Annotated in this window: 10 protein-coding genes; 2 read left to right on the plus strand and 8 right to left on the minus strand. The window is 59.5% G+C overall.

The window, feature by feature from the left end; all coding sequences use genetic code 11:
- Window positions 1-71: 71 nt before the first annotated feature.
- The 5 genes from TBK1r_RS03765 to TBK1r_RS03785 all read right to left on the minus strand — a co-directional run bounded on the left by TBK1r_RS03765 (window position 72) and on the right by TBK1r_RS03785 (window position 7,854).
- On the minus strand, window positions 72-725 hold the full coding sequence (locus TBK1r_RS03765) for a hypothetical protein (RefSeq protein WP_419580936.1): 654 nt from the start codon (window positions 723-725) through the stop codon (window positions 72-74).
- 612 nt (window positions 726-1,337) lie between these two features.
- Window positions 1,338-2,519, minus strand: coding sequence for a BON domain-containing protein (locus tag TBK1r_RS03770; protein ID WP_145207598.1), 1,182 nt, complete (start codon window positions 2,517-2,519; stop codon window positions 1,338-1,340).
- A 215-nt stretch (window positions 2,520-2,734) separates the two neighbouring features.
- Window positions 2,735-3,550: a tryptophan synthase subunit alpha gene (trpA, locus tag TBK1r_RS03775; RefSeq protein ID WP_145207599.1), complete on the minus strand. Its 816-nt coding sequence runs from the start codon at window positions 3,548-3,550 to the stop codon at window positions 2,735-2,737.
- 78 nt (window positions 3,551-3,628) lie between these two features.
- A complete protein-coding gene (locus TBK1r_RS03780; protein ID WP_145207600.1) occupies window positions 3,629-4,972 on the minus strand; it encodes a hypothetical protein in 1,344 nt (447 codons plus the stop codon).
- 110 nt (window positions 4,973-5,082) lie between these two features.
- The gene (locus TBK1r_RS03785) at window positions 5,083-7,854 is read right to left on the minus strand and encodes an SdrD B-like domain-containing protein (protein ID WP_145207601.1); all 2,772 of its coding nucleotides are present in this window, start codon (window positions 7,852-7,854) and stop codon (window positions 5,083-5,085) included.
- Window positions 7,855-8,469: 615 nt separating this feature from the next.
- Between TBK1r_RS03785 and gpmI the strand changes: the two genes are divergently transcribed.
- Both gpmI and TBK1r_RS03795 read left to right on the plus strand, forming a co-directional pair.
- Window positions 8,470-10,080 (plus strand): 2,3-bisphosphoglycerate-independent phosphoglycerate mutase, encoded by a 1,611-nt coding sequence (gene gpmI / locus TBK1r_RS03790; protein ID WP_145207602.1) that lies wholly within the window; start codon window positions 8,470-8,472, stop codon window positions 10,078-10,080.
- Window positions 10,081-10,208: 128 nt separating this feature from the next.
- On the plus strand, window positions 10,209-12,440 hold the full coding sequence (locus TBK1r_RS03795) for an NADP-dependent isocitrate dehydrogenase (protein ID WP_145207603.1): 2,232 nt from the start codon (window positions 10,209-10,211) through the stop codon (window positions 12,438-12,440).
- 475 nt (window positions 12,441-12,915) lie between these two features.
- On the opposite strand, the gene TBK1r_RS03805 is transcribed toward TBK1r_RS03795, so the two are convergent.
- From TBK1r_RS03805 to TBK1r_RS03815, 3 genes are all read right to left on the minus strand, one after another.
- The gene (locus TBK1r_RS03805) at window positions 12,916-14,811 is read right to left on the minus strand and encodes a hypothetical protein (protein ID WP_145207604.1); all 1,896 of its coding nucleotides are present in this window, start codon (window positions 14,809-14,811) and stop codon (window positions 12,916-12,918) included.
- A gap of 41 nt (window positions 14,812-14,852) precedes the next feature.
- On the minus strand, window positions 14,853-16,166 hold the full coding sequence (locus tag TBK1r_RS03810) for a DUF1501 domain-containing protein (RefSeq protein ID WP_419580937.1): 1,314 nt from the start codon (window positions 16,164-16,166) through the stop codon (window positions 14,853-14,855).
- Window positions 16,167-16,247: 81 nt separating this feature from the next.
- Window positions 16,248-17,816 carry a DUF1549 and DUF1553 domain-containing protein gene (locus TBK1r_RS03815; protein ID WP_419580938.1) on the minus strand — a complete coding sequence of 523 codons (1,569 nt, stop codon included), beginning with the start codon at window positions 17,814-17,816 and terminating at the stop codon, window positions 16,248-16,250.
- Between the last annotated feature and the right edge of the window lie 199 nt (window positions 17,817-18,015).

The raw sequence follows: 18,015 nt of genomic DNA on the forward strand, positions 1-18,015 counted from the left end.
AAAAAGGCGGCTCTGCGTGGATCACGCAAAGCCGCCTTTTTAGTGGTGAAGCGGAACGCTTGTTAACGCGGCTAGAGCGCCGGAGTGGTGTAGGGTTCGACGTCGCCAACCATGTGGAAGTGGTTGTGGTCGATGTAGACGACTTCGACGGCTTCTTGATCGTGCAGCGTGTGCGGCACGGGGTAGCCGATCGTGGTCTTCTCTTCGAAGTAGATCGTGCACTTGTAGTGTGCGTGGTGCAGTTGGGCGGGGCCGATCAGCGGATAGAATCGAGGCGGATCGACGTAATCGGCGATCTTCTCTTTGATGATCCGCACGTCGTTGCGTTGCTTTTCATACAGCAACGGAATGCCGCCTTGGACGGGACGTGCACTTTCGAGTGCATGCATCACTTCGTCGTCACTGGGGGGATCGAGTGCGACCGGGGCGCCACCAGAGGTGGTCGGGCCGAGGATCGGCACCTTGTCGTAACGCTCTTTCTTCCAGAAATCCTCTTCCGCCTTATGTTGATAATAAGGACTCACCGGGATCGGAAATCCCAAGAATCCGAGGTTGTAGTTCGTGCCGACGCCCCAGCAACCCGTCGTCCCGACGGCGACACACGCCATCGTAACCAGGGTGACTTTGCGTGCGAGAGACGAAAGGGCATGGCTGCCTTTCGTGGCCGATTCCAGACGGTCTGCCTGGGCGGCGTGTTTTGTTTGACTGTTCGTCGTGTTGGTCATCCGAGCAACCTTCCCTGGTGTTCGATAACAAGACCGCGCGTCGGAGCACGGTTAGGTTCCGCTTGTACAGACAGTTATCGTGTGAACTTATACGGATCTTGCGGGTAATTCAGGAGTTTTAGCGAATCGCCGAGCTGCCGGCTGTTTCACGACAGCGGATGTTCCACACCAAGCCGCTCGTGCTTTGTCAGATGGAAAAGCGACCTGCCCAAAAATGGCTCGCTTCTCTCCCCGATCTGTTGGAGTTGCGTTGGCCGAGCGGATCAGAGGGCAGGCTGTCACTTGCGGAACGAAGAAACGATGACTGGGCCCAGCGATCGCAGCGCGAACCCACGGATTTCTCGCACCCTGTCATCGGTGGGTTCGCGCTGCCATCGGTGGGTATTGTTTTCGATTGTTACCCCGGGTGAACGTGCTGGAGTGCTTTGTCACGATTGAATCGGAGGGTTGACGCCGCAGCGGAAGCCGCCAACGCTGTCTGCGGATCGCCATCGGAGCCATCGTGTTTTCTGTTCGCGTTTCAATAAAAAAAGCCGCGAGGGACAAATGAGTCCCTCGCGGCAGCGATTTCCAGAACTGTGGCTGGAGTCACCTTCGCCTACCGAGTTCGCCTTAGCGATCGGTGAAGTCCAGGAACCACCATCCGTCATCCCATTCCAGTGACACCTTACGCCATCCCATCGGGACTTGAGGGTAAGGATAGAAGGGACCGATGTAGGGCCACGCCGAGGGGCTGTACTGCTGAGGGTAAGTCAGGGCAGCATAGTTCGGGTAGGATGCGTAACCTGGCCAAGCGTAGTTGGGCAGATTGGGAGCGTCGTAGCGTGGGGCTCCGACGCCGGCACCATGATTCATCGCAACAGGAGTGCCTTGCATCGGCATCCCCATCGCGGGGGAACCCATGACCGGAGTCGCGGCTTGGGCGACCGGAACGGGCTGATTCATGTGGTAGGGCGACGCCATCGCGGGCACTTGGTCCACGTTGACTGGCGCCATCCGATTGCTTGCCAGTTGAGCTGGCACGCCGGTGGGGCGGCTGAGTGCCGGTGCGGGCTGACCGATCACGGTGATCGCTTGGTCGATCCCTTGAACACCGGGTGCGGATTCAGCAATGCTGATGATCCGTTGGCGTTGCTCGACCGATCCGGCTCGGCCTTCGATCGAGACGATTCCATCAAGGCATTTGACATCGACGCCAAATCCCTTCAATCGTCCGTCTTTTTGGGCGGCACTGAGAGCCTGGACGACGCCGGCAACGACTTGTTGGTCGCTCAATCCGGCGGGTGCAGCCAGCTCGACCGCGGCCGTGGTTTGAACTTGTCCGGGGGCGATTTCCAAAGCAGCAACGCTTTGGGGTGCGTCCGCGATGATCGGCTCAAACGCCACTTCAGGTTTGGTTTCGGCGGGTTGCTGCAGACCGGCCGTCAGCATGTTGCGGAGCGACTGATCGCTCGTTGCAGCTGCCGGCTCAACCGGTTGCGGCTCCGTCGCCTTCTCTGCTGCTTTCGCAGCCTTGACGGCGACTTCGTCGACGACCTTTTCGATCCCTTCAACGCCTTCGGCCGCTGACAGGACGAGCTGCTTTTGTTCGCTCTCGCTGACACTGCCGCGGAACAGGACGACGCCCTGGTCTACTTTCATGTCAAGCGTAAAGTCTTTGAGGGCACCGGAGTCACGGCTGCCCTTCAAACGGGTCATGATTTCTTCGGCAATCTCTCTGTCGCCGCCAAAGGCCGAAGCGGGGCCCAACGCGGTGATCGCAGCGATCGCCAATCCTAGATACTTTCGTCGCATGGGAAATGCCTCCTACAGTTCCAAATCGCTCCGGCCGGTGACGTTGCAAGAGCCGCCCGCGACGTTCGCGGGACTCTTTATCACGGGTGGCACAACGCCTACGGAAAATCCGTGTGGGACCGGTGTTGCTGTAGATTTCGGCGGTTCCGCCTGCTATCAGGTAGGTTTTTTCGGATTTTGCCGTCGAATCAAGCGTGCGAAGCCGTAAAGATTACCTAGCTTGCCGCAGAGGTCACCGAATCAATCGCCGATCGCAGCTCGGCAACAAATTTGGCGACCGCATCGCGTGCCTCGGCGGCGTCGGCATGCTCTGCAATCCGTCGGACAATCGCCGAACCGACGATCAGCCCATCGGCGACCGGAGCCAGCTTGGCCGCGATTTCCGTGCCGCTGATCCCGAATCCGATGCAAATCGGCAGCTCCGTCTGGCCCCGCAACCAGCTCACGCTCTCCAATAGATCCGCCGGAAGCTCATTTCGCTCGCCCGTGATTCCGGTCACCGACACATAGTACAGAAAGCCGGACGAGGAATTCGCGATTTCAATCTGACGCTGCCGCGGCGTCGTCGGCGTGACCAGTTGAATCAGACTGAAATCTTCGTCACGACAGATCTGTGACAGTTCGCCGGCCTCCTCGACCAACAGATCCGGCACGATGGCGCCGGCGTACCCCGCCGCTTTGGCCCGTTGGACGTATTCCCGCAGCCCCACCCGAAAAATAATCGCGTAGCTGACCATCGTCACCAGCGGCATGCCCAGCCCGGTGGCCTTGTCCTTGCCCAATTGAAAGGCGTCCTGCAACCGGAATTTGTGATCGAGCGCCCGCTGATAGGAGGCTTGGATCACCGGGCCGTCGGCAATCGGATCGCTGTACGGAATCCCGATCTCGCATAAATCCGCACCCGCGGCGGCCAAACCGTCCAAAATGGTCCCGGTCGCCTCGATGCTCGGATCACCCGCCGTGATAAATGGCATCAATGCCTTTCGTTGTTCGGATTTCAAACGGCTAAAGAGGTCGTCGATGGCGGACATTTCGAGGCGTCAACGGGATGGATAGGAAAATGGAATGGCAGAGAGTGTGGAAAGGGTACTCAAAACAACGGGCGCGGTTTAGACCCCCGAGCCAATCTGACCGGCCGCCACTTCGGATTCGATCGCCGCAGCCAACATCAACATCTGCAGCAATTGGCCCAGAGAATGGGTGTCGATCACCGGCAGGCGGATCAGATTCTGCCGTACACCTAACGTCTCAAGCTGTCGCCGGATCACGGGCAGCTCATCGCGGTGCAACTGCGGCAGGGCCGACGAATCATCCAAACCGGTGACCGAACCGGCCGGCGCGATGGGAAGCGGATCGGTACGAATGGCGTCGACGACGACATGGTTGCAAACGATCGAATCACCCGTCCGATGCCCGTGTTCGAGTTGCCCCAGCAAGTCGCTCCGGGCAAAATCCGTTGCCAAATCAATGGGCTCTCGGTCCCCCCGAGGTTCGCACCGGTGCAACGTTTGTCGCCACCGGTCCAGCCCAGCGAGACTGCGTGCCCACCAGGCAAACACCCGTGACGGCTCGATCGATGACGTCAAACCGTCCGGTCCGACCAGGCCGTTAGCGGCCAAAAAACGCAAGACGAGATTCGTCTCGAATGGGTCGCTGCGAAAGTTCGCGTTGACCGCCGCGGCCCCGACGAGCAGTTGGATGCAATCGAGTCCCAGAAACGCCGATGGCAGCAATCCCAACGGAGCGAACACACCCAACCCGCCGGTTAGGTTGCTCGACACTTGCAGCCGTTCGCCGCAGCCGGGGGAACACTTTAAAATCTCGGCGGCAAATCCGGCGTCTCCGATCGGCGTGACCAGACGCGACCTCAGCGCCGAATCAAGCTCCTCGCCGGCGATCCTGTTTCGGTGCAGCAGATGCTGAAGCACTGGACGATCATGGACCGGTTCCGCGTTACCGGCGGCGATCAACGCCCACCTAGTTTCCGCGGCGCTGTCGCCGTATCCGCCGACGGCCAACCGGTTGAGCAGCGATTGCAGCTGATCATTATCCAGCTCGTCGTCGACAAAGTAGATCCGCGGTTTGCTGCCGCGGGCCGCTCGATCGAGTTCATTGTGATATGGATCGCAGCACGCCTGGAACAACGCTTCGCCGCCGGCAACATCGCCGAAGGATCCGACGACGACCAATGCGTCAATGAAATCGTGCGTCTGGTTGGCAATTCGAAAGACATGCCCCAGTTCACTCGCCTCGCGATACTTCTCATACGCCAACAACTGTTGTTCCGGCAACGAAAAGAACGTCTGCGTTTCGGGCAATCGCGGTGTCAGCGCTTCGGCGTCATCGAAATCGATGGCCTGCGAGTCGACAAACGTGTCGCGGACGCGTTGCAGTGCGGCGATCAACGGCCCAGATGGCGTTTCTTGGTCGGTTTCGAATCGCAGCAGCGGCATTGGCGGGAGGGTTTACAAAAGCAACAACAAAAAGAAAACGCCATCGAAGGTAAAGGCCTCCGATGGCGTGAATGTCGTTCTTTTGCACGATCAATGCAATGAGCGATCGATCAGAATTGCGCCAGCAACTCGTCGAGTGCACGCAATGACTCTTCGTCGTCGCTATCCGAACCCGAATCGGACGACGTGCCGTTCAGGGCGGAAGCGGCTCGAAGCTGGTCAGCGGCGAGCAGATCCAAATCCGACGTCGCCGGTCGTGCCGCGGCGGAACTGGACGCTGCGATGTTTGCCGAGGACTCAGCCGAAGCGGCAAGTGTGGCGCCGTCCCAATCGCCCGTCAAAGGCGTCCATCCGGCATCACCAGCGGGACCGAATGCGAACAGGTAGTCGGACGCACCGGACCGGAACGTGTCGATCAAGTGGAAGATCGAATCGTCGGGCTGATACAGACCGATTGTGTCGATCTTGTCGCCGTTCCAGTCACCCACCAAGGGCGTCCAACCCACGTTGCCCGAGGCGCCGAAGGCCACATAGATATCCGATGCACCGCCGGCGAACGAGTTGGACAGGTGGAAGAGCGACAAGTCGGGCTGATACAAACCGATCGTATCGGTTCCATCTCCGTTCCAGTCACCGGCCAGCGGTGTCCAGCCGGCGTCACCGGACGGTCCGAAGAAGGCGTAGATGTCGGACGAACCCGATCCGAAGGAATTCTTCAGGTGGAACAGAGAGATGTCGGGTTGATAAAGCCCGATCGTGTCAACGCCGTCCCCGTCCCAGTCGCCAGCCAGCGGGATCCATCCGGCATTCCCGGACGGGCCAAAGGCGAACAGTTGATCCGACGTACCTTGGCCCAGCGAGTTGACCAGGTGGAACATCGAGGTGGAGGGTTGATACAGACCCACGGTGTCGGTTCCATCGCCGTCCCAGTCGCCGGCCAGTGGAATCCACCCGGCGTCATTGTCCGGTCCGAAGAGGGTGTAGTCGACCGAAGCGCCCGTGGCCAATTCACTGTTCAGATGGAACAGTGAAATGTCGCCCTGGTACAAGCCGACCGTGTCCATCTTGACCAGATCGTTCGCCGAAACGATGACGCCCGCGTCGATGTTGATCAGGTTGGTTTCGCTGCTAAAGTCCAGCACTGCCGTGGCACCCGTATTCGGGTCGATGTCGCTATCGATCGAAACGTCGCCGCCGACCATCAAGGGGGAGAATTGGTCGAGGGAATCCAGCCCGTCGATGCGTACCCGGTAATCACCGCCGCTCAGGTTGTAGAAGGAGTAATGCCCATTGGCATCAACTTCCATCGACGCGACTTCGGTGTCACCATCGAGCAGCACAGCCGTTACGCCGGTCAGTGCGACATCGCCGTCTTCACGCACCCCATCGCCATCGACATCGACGAACACGCGGCCGGAGACACTTTGCTGGCTCGGATCAGGGAAGTCCGCCGAAACAACGTTGGTTTGGGTGAAGGAGGTTTGGAACGACTCATCAAACGCACTGCCCGAGACGTTACCGCTGACGTCCACCGACAACGTGCCGCTCAATTCGCCGCTGGCGAAGTCCAACGCGGAGTTCAAAATCGCGTTGAATTCTGCGTTCGTCACCGTAATGCCGCCCACGGTTGCCGAGAACGTTCCATTGATGTGATTGGGCGAGATGCTGTTGATCTGCAGCGTCATCGGGTTCGAATCGGACACGACTTCGATGTCGCCCGATTCCGCCGACGCTTCGAAGGTGCCGTCAACGTTTTGGCCATTGACCTGTCCATCCAAGCCACCGTTGCTGGTGATGGTGACGTTGGTCAGGCTGATGTCGCTGGCGTCATCCAGTTTCGGATCCAGAATGGTGACATCGAATCGCAGCACCACGTCACCGTCGACTTCCAGTCCGTTGGAAAGGTCCGAGAATGGGATCGTGACATCGATAGGGATCAATCCGCTGCGGGCGTTATAGTCCACCGCGGCACGAACGCCGGCATCGATATTGAGCAGGTTGGTGTTGCTGGAAAAGTCCAGCGATGCGGTCGTCCCGGTCGTGGGATCGATGTTGCTATCCAGCGTGCCGTCGGCGCCGACCATCACCGGCGAAAATTCTTGCTCGGCTCCCAAGCCGTCGATGCGGATTTTGAAATCACCGCTGCCGAGGTTGTAGAACGAATAGAATCCGTCGGCGTCGACGTTGACCGAGTCGATTTCCGTGTTACCGTCGAGCAACACCGCCGTCACATCGTCGACGGCGAGGTCGGTTTCGCTGCGGACTCCATCACCGTCGGCATCCAGGAAGACACGGCCCGAAACACTCTTCAAACTCGGGTCGGGGAAATCCGCCGTCACGACGTTGGACTGTGAAATCGTGACTTCAAAGCTCTCGTCGATCGCACTGCCGGACACGTTACCGGAAAGGTTGATGTCCAAGGTGCCGTTGAGCCCACCGCTGCTCAGGTCCAGATCCGAATCTAAAATCGCCTGGATGATACCGGCCTGCCAAGCTTCGCTTCCGATCGTCGCGTCGATGGAACCACCGAGATGGTCAGGAGCCACGCTGTTGACTTGCAGAATCGAGGCGCCGCCACTGGCAAGGATTTCCAAGGCGTCGTTGTTGGCCGAGGCGGAGTAACTTCCTGAAACGTTTTCGTTGTTGACTTGCCCGCTCAGCTGAGCGTTGCTGGTCACTTCGAAGTTCGTCAGATTCACATCATCTGGAGAATCCAGATGCGGATCAAGCACGACGGCGTTGAATTTGATCACCGCGTCGCCATCGATGTTCAGCCCGTTGGAGCTATCCTGGATCGGGATCGTGGCGTTGACCGGGATCAAGCCCGCCGCCAACAGGTTTCGCTTTTCAAGACTTTCTATCCGGTTGAATCTACGTTTCATTTTTGGGTTCCTCGGTGCTTTTCATCGTGGGGGGAGGTGGCGATCGGAGAGCGACGCGGAAAGACGGAGTCAGTCGCCGTGCGCTGGTCGATTGCCGACAGTCGCCGACTCCATCAACGGAGCCGGTCTTGAAGGATTTGGATGATTCAGCAATTGGCTGCTTCAGCCGACCGAGGCCCGAACGCAAGTGATGTGCCAGAAGAGGGACTTGAGCTTTGCGTCCGCCGCGGAACACCCGCGGGGTGCCGTCCGCGGATGTCCGGAATATCACGGTAAAACCAGCTGTGCCGGCAACGTTTTCGGTTCTCTGAAAATTCTTCCGGTCAGAAAATTCCATGGTCAGAAAAATCATTCATGCGACTGACCCGATCCCCGACGGAAGTGTTGCGATGGCCGATTCTGGATCAACGTGTTTCGTCGCTGACCGCCCTGAAGCCGTTCCAGCCGGGAATCGAATTCCCTCTCGAAGAAGCGATCGACAGGGCATGGATTGATGCCTGGCCCACTTTGGAGGACGCCCCGTCTGGGCTAACATTCTCCTTATTCGCTGCCGAGAATCGCCGGCAGGTTGGCAACCCAGCCCCTTTAGATCCACGCCTTATCGACTCCAGAACCATGACCGAAGTCCGCCGAAAACCCGTCGTTTTGATTGTTCGTGATGGATGGGGCGAGAACCCGTACCCCGAGTGGGACAAAGCCAATGCCGTCGTTCAGGGTAAAATTCCTGTCTCCGACTCGCTGATGGAAACCTATCCCAACGTGTTGATCAAGACATCCGGCGAAGACGTCGGGCTGCCCGCCGGCGTGATGGGCAACAGCGAAGTCGGCCACCAAAACATCGGTGCCGGACGGATCGTGGATCAAGAAGTGATGCGAATCACCCGTTCGATCCGCGAAGGCGAATTCTTCAAGAACGACGTGCTGCTGGGGACGCTCGAGCACATCCGCAAGACCGGCGGCGAACTGCACATTTTGGGGCTGATGTCCGACGGTCGCGTCCACAGCGATTTGGATCACGCACTGGCCGTCGTCGACATGTACAAAGACAGCGGGCTGCCGGCGGATCGGTTGGTCGTGCATGCGATCACCGACGGTCGCGACACCTCGCCCAACGGTGGCTTGGGCTACGTGCAAAAAGTCCAAGACAAACTCGATGCCGCCGGTGTGGGCCGTGTCGGAACCGTCGTCGGCCGCTTCTATGCAATGGACCGCGACCTGCGATGGGATCGCGTCCAAAAAGCCTACGATGCCTTGACCAAGGGGGCTCAGCGCACCGCCACGTCGGCCCAAGAGGCGATCCAGGCGTACTACGACAACCCCACCGAATCGAGTCGCAGCGGGGATGAGTTCATCGAAGCGACGTCGATCGTGCCCGATGGCGGTTCGGCCGCCACCATCGGCGACGGAGACGCGGTGGTGTTCATCAACTATCGCGGTGACCGAACCCGCGAAATCACCAAAGCGTTTGTGTACGACGACCAACAATGGGCGGACATTCCCGGCGGTGGTTTTGATCGCGGTGCCAAGATCAACGATCTGTACTACGCCACCATGACGGGGTACGAAACCGGATTGCCCGTCGAAGTCATTTTCGAAAAGCCTCCCAAGATGCCCAACATCCTTGGCCAGTACGTCAGCGAGAAAGGGCTCAATCAGTTCCGCTGTGCCGAGACGGAAAAGTACCCCCACGTCACGTTCTTCTTCAACGATTACCGCGACACCCCGTTCCCCGGCCAAAACCAGGAAATGGCTCAATCGCCTCGCGACGTCTCGACCTATGACCAGAAACCCGAGATGTCGGCGGCGGAGGTCACCCAATACGTACTCGATGAAATCAAGTCCGGCCGCAGTGAACTGATCATCGTCAATTTTGCCAACGGTGACATGGTCGGTCACACCGGAGTCTTAGCCGCGGCGGTCAAAGCCGTGGAAACGGTCGACGCGTGTGTCGGAAAGCTCGTCGATGCGACCTTGGACGCCGGCGGATCGCTGGTGATCACCGCCGACCACGGTAACTGCGAACAGATGATCAACCCGGAAACCGGCGGACCGCACACGGCGCACACCACCTACGATGTTCCGCTGATCGTCGTCGAGCCTGGGTTGGAAGGAAAAACATTGCGGCAGGGCGGCCGACTGGCCGACATCGCGCCGACGGTCCTGGCCTTGATGGGGCTGGAAAAGCCGGCCGAAATGACGGGCGAAAGCCTGATCGACCTGTCGTGATCTCGATTCGGAATCCGCAGGGGCGGCGCGCCACCGGTGACAATTTCGCTCGCCCCTGCTAATTTTTCCTTCGCGTTGTCGCCTGTTCTTTTGCCCGCCGATCCGCCAACCCCGCCCCTGAAACGACCATGAGTGATTCTGCATCGAGCATCGTTTACACATTCACCGACGAAGCTCCCGCGCTTGCCACGCTGTCTTGGCTGCCGATCGTCCAAGCGTTTGCCGCAAAGGCTGGCGTGGCGGTTGAGACCAAAGACATCTCGTTGGCGGGCCGCATTCTGGCAAATTTCCCAGAGTCGCTCAGCACCTCGCAACAGCGTGAAGACGCGCTGACCTTGCTCGGCGAACTGGCCAAAACGCCAGCAGCCAACATCATCAAATTGCCCAACATCAGCGCCTCGATTCCGCAACTGACCGCGGCGATCGCCGAATTGCAGGCCGGCGGTTTCGACATTCCCGATTACCCCAGCGATCCCAAGACGGATGCCGAGCAGGAGATTCGTGCCCGTTACGCCAAGGTGCTCGGCAGTGCGGTCAATCCCGTGCTCCGCGAAGGCAACTCAGATCGCCGGGTGGCAACCGCGGTCAAAAACTACGCCAAAGCCCATCCGCACTCGATGGGCGAGTGGTCCTCCGACTCGCCGTCGCACGTCGCCCACATGACCGAAGGCGATTTCTACGGTAGCGAAAAATCAGCGATACTCCAGAACGCCGGTGCTTTGAAAATCGAGTTGGTCGCCGCTGACGGAACACGCACCCCGCTGCGTTCGCCCGTGCCCGTCGACGCCGGCGAAATTGTCGATGCCTCGGTCATGTCCATCAAACAGCTGCGTGCGTTCTATCAGGACCAAATCGCCGACGCGCGAAAGTCCGGAATCCTGCTGTCGTTGCACCTCAAAGCAACGATGATGAAGGTCTCCGATCCGATCCTGTTCGGTCACGCCGTCAACGTCTACTTCGCAGACGTGTTTAAAAAGCATGCCGACACCTTCGCCGAACTGGGCGTCAATCCCAACAACGGCGTCGGGGGCCTGGAGGCTAAGCTGGCGGGGCTGCCCGAAACGAAAGCCGATGAGATCCGCAAGGACATCCAAGCGGCTTACGAAAACGGACCCTCGCTGGCGATGGTCGATTCCGACCGTGGGATCACAAACTTGCACGTGCCCAGCGATGTGATCATTGACGCGTCGATGCCGGCGGCCATTCGCAGCTCGGGGATGATGTGGGGACCGGACGGAAAACTGCATCCCACCAAAGCACTGATCCCCGATCGCTGTTACGCGGGCGTCTATCAAACCGTGATCGAGTTCTGCAAACAGAACGGCGCGTTTGACGTGACCACGATGGGTTCGGTCAGCAACGTCGGACTGATGGCGAAAAAGGCAGAAGAGTACGGCTCCCACGACAAGACCTTCGAAATCCCCGCCGACGGGACGGTCGTGGTGACCGACGACTCGGGGGCGGTGATTTTTGAGCACGCTGTCGAAGCCGGCGACATTTGGCGGATGTGCCAAACCAAAGACGTGGCGGTTCGAGATTGGGTCGGCCTGGGCGTCCAACGGGCGCGGCTGACCGGAAACCCCGCCATCTTCTGGCTCGATGACCAACGCGGTCACGACGCCAACCTGATCAAAAAGGTCAATGAGTATCTGGCCGATCACGATACCGACGGCTTGGACGTCCAGATCATGAACACCGTCGACGCGACCCGACATGCTTGTCAACGTGCACGCGATGGTCAGGACACCATCGCGGTGACGGGCAACGTGCTGCGGGACTACTTGACCGACTTGTTCCCGATCCTGGAACTCGGTACCAGCGCCAAGATGCTTTCGATCGTTCCGCTGTTGGCCGGCGGAGGCTTGTTTGAAACCGGCGCTGGTGGTTCGGCCCCCAAGCACGTCCAGCAATTCGTCTCCGAAGGTCACCTGCGATGGGATTCGCTCGGCGAGTTCTTGGCGTTGGCCGTTTCGCTGGAAGACCTGGGGCGTAAAGCGGGTGACGAAAAGATTGCCGTCTTGGCCGAAACGCTCGATGCCGCGACCGATCAGTTTCTGGTCGAAGACAAATCGCCCAAACGCAAGGTCGGCGAGCTGGATACCCGTGGCAGTCATTTCTACATGGCGCTGTACTGGGCCGAAGCCTTGGCCGCGCAAACGAAAGACGCCGAGCTTGCCGCCGCCTTCACGCCGGTCGCCAAGACACTGCGTGAAAACGAAGCCAAGGTGGTCGACGAACTCGGCGCGGCACAAGGCCAGCCGGTCGACCTGGGAGGCTACTACCAGCCGGACTGCGAAAAGGCCACCGCCGCGATGCGCCCCAGCACCACCCTCAACGAAGCGATCGCAAGTTTAGCGTGAGCCGTTTGATCTCCCGCGCACCGTCAGCCGTTTGGCGTGAGCCTACGGGCGCGCCGAGCGCGTGACCTTGCACGATGCCCGAACGCTAGCGCGAATCGGCTGATACCCCGCGCACCATCAGCCGATCGGCGCGAGCCTACGGGCGCTCTTTGGTCGCTGGGATGACCCCGGCGGGGTCAAAGCGAGTAGCCGGAGGTGAGCGGAGCGACACCTCCGGACGTCCCGCCCCGCGCCTGACGCGACCCCGAAGGGCGTCGGTGGGAATTCCGCGACGGCCTTCCCGGAGGTGTCGCTGCGCTGACCTCCGGCTACTGGCTGGAATCCCTCCGGGATACCGGATTCGCTGGCGCGAATCGGTTGGCGTAAAACGCGGTCGTACTGTTAGCGGTTGGGCGCGAGCCTTCCGGTCTGCCAACGCTGACACCGGACGGCTCGCGCCGTTCCGCTGACACACGCGGCTATTCGTCGCGATCCCTCACTGCTCGCGAACTTCCGCCGCTGACAAAAAAAGATCGTCGTCTCGATCCAGCTCGCGGAACGACTCGATCGGACCGAGGAATTCGTTTTCCGACACATCGCCGTCTCGATTGGCGTCCATGTGAATCGCCCAACTCGGCCGTTCGTCGGACTCCTCGGTAACGCGGCGGCTGAACTGAAATCGTGCGTCGTCTTGATCCGGTTCGCCACGGCAGAACTGGATCATCAGGGTATCGGGGATGTCGCTGGCCGAGAGCGCGACGTTTTCCGTGGCCAAGGCTCTCAATCGCGCAGATGCCGATTGAATTTCGCGCGTGGAGAGGAATTGATCATGATCCAGATCCAACCAGGCAAAGACACCGTCGGGATGTTCGGCCGCCCTGCCGCGGACTTGAAAATTCCAGATCGATTGTTTTTGCTGCAACGCCTGATTGATCTCCAGAAAACTCAGCTTGCCGTCGCCGTTCTGGTCCAATGATTCCAGCGGAAATTGATCCTTTGCACCGTCGGGGATTTCACTTTCATCAATCGCGCCGTCCTTGTTGGCATCGAGCTGAACGAACACTTGGCGTGGAATTCGGTTCTGTGTCGTCGGCATGTCCAGTGCAACGGCACCCACTTGGAACGCCTGTCCCGCGATCCAACAGAAACCCGGGTGATGTTCGATCCGGACGTCGTCGCCAACCGCTGCGTGCGCCTGTGTCTCCACGGTCGATGCCGACGGATCGGAGCTGTCGAACCGGACGGCGAGCGTCAATGCCGGGGCAAGTGTCAGGATTGACTCCGCCTCCGCCTCCGAGATCCAATGGTCCCGATCGGCGTCAATTGATTTCACCGGGTTGGATGGATGCAGAACGGGATCCTCTTTCAGCATCCCGCCCATGGTGTAAGACAGATTCGACCAATTGACGTAACCGGAGAGATCCATTGCGACATCGCCTTGACGGTTGGATCGATGACGCCGCCAGGCATCGGTTTCGTTTTCACGCAGTCGCGTCAACTCGGCAAAGTCGATGCAGTGATCAGAATTGAGATCGATCTCCCGCAGTAACGATTCGCTGGCCTGTTGGATCTCGGTCGGATCGAGTTTTCGGTCTTGGTTTCGGTCGATGGCTGCATACAGCGGCGAAGCCGAACGGTTGGCCCATCGAAATGCGTCGGTCCCGAACAGGCGAAACGCTTGCGAAACATTGGAATCACGAAAGAGGAACCGAACCAACTCTTGCTCGTCGACCCGTTTGTCTTTGTTGCGGTCGTAGCGTTTGATGAGTGCTTGTTGTTGAGACTCGACGCGTGAGGCGGTTTGCCCGAAGGTAGCGGGGTCGCCCGCGACGTGTTCCAGTAGCTGATCCCAGCCAATCGCATCCTCATCGGACTTTTTCAACGTCGCCCGCACGGAAGCAAGTTTCTCCGCAAACGCGTCGTCAAGCGGTTGGTCGTCGACCCACACGTCCAAGTCGACCAACAAGGGGCCTTTCGACGTCGGCAGCCATAGACGGTAGGCGGCTCGAGGTTCTTCGGTTGAATCGGGCTTGTCAGCTGAATCGGATGCCACTTCAACAGCCGAACCTTCGCCCATCGCGGCATCGAGCTGTTTTACAACGTCCGCACTGATGTCTGCGCCGGCGTCTGCTCCGGCAACTGCCTCGTTTTCCGCTGGAGCAGGATCCGCGGCGACGGGATTAGACTTGACCGCGTCGTCGTCTTGCTCGCGTTCGGTTTCGGACGTTAGCGACGCATCAGGGGACGGGACGATGGCAGGCTCAACGGTTTCTTCCACCGTCCCATCGGGCGTGGTGATCGTCTGGGACGGCGATCGTTTTGGCCCACGATCGCATCCGGCCAGTGCGATCGCCGCTGTCATTGCGGTCGGGATCAGAAACGATCGACGCATCAGCGTTGCGAGACCGCTCCGGCGTTGTCCTGTTCGTGGGATCACAACAACACCTGATCGATCGGGTTGCCTTCGGCGATCGCGATCGGTCGGCCGCCTTCGGCAATGTTTTCGCTTTTCGGGTCCACACCCAACGCTTTGCAGAGCGTCGCAAGCAGGTCTTGCTGATCGATCTTTCCGTCAATCACTTCCATACCGTCAGCGCTGGTGGCGCCGAAGGCCTGTCCGCCGGCGACGCCTCCGCCGGCCAGCACGCAGGAGAACGCTTGGGGGAAATGGTCTCGTCCGCCGTTGGAATTGATCACGGGCGTGCGTCCGAACTCGCCCGCCCACAGGATCGTCGTTTTTTCAAGCAACCCGCGATCGGAAAGTTCCGTCATCAACGTCGCCCAGCCAGCGTCCAGCTGTTCACTCAGCCGTTGAACCTGTTCAAAATTGTTCGCATGCGTGTCCCAGCCCAGCCCATCGCCCAACGTGACTTCGACCAGCGGAACACCGCGTTCAATCAACCGCCTGGCCATCAAACAGCCTTGCCCAAACGTGCCACGTCCGTAGGCTTCGCGCACCGTGTCCGATTCGGCAGACAGATCGAAGGCGTCTTTGGCGTCGCTGCCCAACATGTCGATCGCCGACCGATACACCGTGTCTTGGGCGATGATGTTGGGGGCGTTTCGCGTCTTCAAGTACGACGCCTGCATCGACTCCCAAAGCGTCAACCGGCGTTCAAAACGTTCCGAGTCGACGAATCCATGTGGCTGTAAATGATCGACACGAAACTGGGCGAAGTTGTTCGCCGCCGGTGGCCCTGAAACACTAACAGAGGTTGCGGCGAATTTGGGACCCAAAAAACCGGGACTCTGCGAGCCGCGGGCGAAGGGTCCCGGCGCGACCGTGACGTAGTGGGGCAGCTTGGAATCGGGGTTCCTCAATGATTTCGAAAGCGAGCAGCCGATCGCCGCGTAGCGGACCGGGCCACCGGCGATGTGACCGGTGCGCATCACCGTGGTGCCGCGCTGGTGGTCGCCTTCCTTGGTCGCCATGCCACGCAGGATCGCCAGTTGATCGGCCTGTTTGGCCAGTTGGGGAAGGTGTTCGCTGAACCGCAGTCCCGGTACGGCCGTCGCGATCTCTTTGAAGGAGCCGCCGTTCTTGTGCTTCGGCTTCATGTCGAACGTGTCGAGCTGGCTGGGACCGCCCGACATCCAAAGCAACACGCAGTGGCGCTGATCGTTTTCCGTCGCCTCACTGGCGACCGCGGCGATCGATTGCAGTAGCTGACTCATCCCGATCGTCCCGCCGATGGAAACGGCGCCGGCGATCGTCTGACGGCGATTGAATGCGGGGGATTGGAACATTTCGATCTCGATGTCGGGTGTGCGGTCTCGTTCCCAAGCGGAACCCGCGAATCAGGGGAACATTGCCCCGCGCTGCCTCTCCTACGGACAAACAAAACACTCGGCGGTGTTGAGCAAGATCCAAGTCAGATCACTCAGCCGCGCCGAGGAAGACGGGGAGGATGGTTCGGCGGACGCTTCGTTTAGGTAAGCCAGAAACTGTTGCAGTTCGGTCTCGCTGGGCGGTCGAGACAGACAGGCCAGGAATAGGGTTTCAATTCGATCGGAATCCGAAAAGAACGGTGCTTCCATCGACGCGATCAGACCGCTTTGTTCTTTCGCGGTCGCGACCAGCATCTCCGGGCCGTTCATCATGCCCAGCACCTGAACGACGCCGTGCGGATAGTCACTCGGCGCAGCCTCGGGGGCTTTCATGCGGCGAAGGAATTCGTCACGAACCGCTTGTTCGGCTTGCGGCGAATCCACCGCTGCATTGAACCGCCCAAGCAACACGTTTTGATGAAGACTGTCGAAGTACTGGGACGCCGAAAGGGTTTTGACATTCATCGCGGCGAAAGCATCCGCCCTTGGTTGCTGGCCTTCGCTGATCGCGCTGGTCCGATGATAGACCTTCGTGCGGGTCAGCATGCGATAAAGCTCACGCAAGTCAAAGCGGTGTTCCACCAAGTAGTCGGCCAGGTACTGCAGCAATTCGGGATGGCTGGGCGGATTGCTGGAATCCATCGCGTCGACCGGATCGACAAGCCCACGTCCGAACAGATGCGCCCAAACGCGGTTGGCCGCGGCGCGTGCGAAGTAGGGGTTGTTGCGCGAGGCCAGCCAGATGGTCAGTTGACGCCGTCGAAAGTCTGTCGGATCGGCTTCCGGTGGCGAAGTCGCGCCCGGATACCGCGGCGCCATGACTCGATCGGAATCGGGGAACATCACTTCCGCACCCGATCGATCTTCGATCGCTTGGCCGCCACCGCGCAGATTCGTCTCGCTCAATTGCAGCTGCGCAAAGAACGCGGCGAACGACCAAAAATCATCTTGCGTCCATCGGGCAAAGGGGTGGTCGTGGCACTGGGCGCATTCCAGTTGAACGCCCATGAACAATCTGGATGTCGCCGCAGCCAGTTTCACCGGTTCCAAGTTCCGCGACGTGTAAAAAATCGCCGGCCCCTGATCACTCTTCCCGCCGGCGGTCAAGAATCCGCCGACCAGATGATCATACGGCGTGTTGTTGAGGAACTGTTTTCGTAACCAAGCGTGCAGGGCCGCCGCATCAACCTGGCGGTCGTCAGACGTTTCCGCCGGAAGCAAAAATTCATTCCAGCGATGGGCCATGTGGGTCGCAAACCGAGACGAGCTCAGCAGCGATTCGATCAACTGTTCCCGTTTGTCGATCGACGGGTCCGCCAGAAAACGTCGCAGTTGCCAAACCGGCGGGGCGACGCCGGCAAGGTCCAGCCAGGCACGTCGACAGAACTCGGCATCGCCGCTTCGCGGGCTAGGGCGTGTCGCCGTTTCCTGCCAAGATTCGCTCAGGTACTGATCCACACGATCCGATGGCGACGCAAATCGATCTCCCGTCGTTTCGCCACAACGGGCGACGCTTCCGATGGAAACGATGAGGGCGAGAACGCAGTGAATGCAAACAATTCGCATCATGAGGCCAATGGAGAAGTGAGGCATTGCTATTGTGTTATACCACTTGTCATGGCGCCACGCACGGAGATTCAGACTCAGCAGAATCAGGCTCAGGGATCCAGGCACCTCAATCAGAACGAAAGAATTCGGGCGGTTTGACGCCGCTGACTCGTAGCCGGGGCGCCGAGACGTTAACATTGGCGTGACGCGGAACAAACTT

The sequence above is a fragment of the Stieleria magnilauensis genome (assembly GCA_007753675.1).
Lineage (GTDB): Bacteria > Planctomycetota > Planctomycetia > Pirellulales > Pirellulaceae > Stieleria > Stieleria magnilauensis.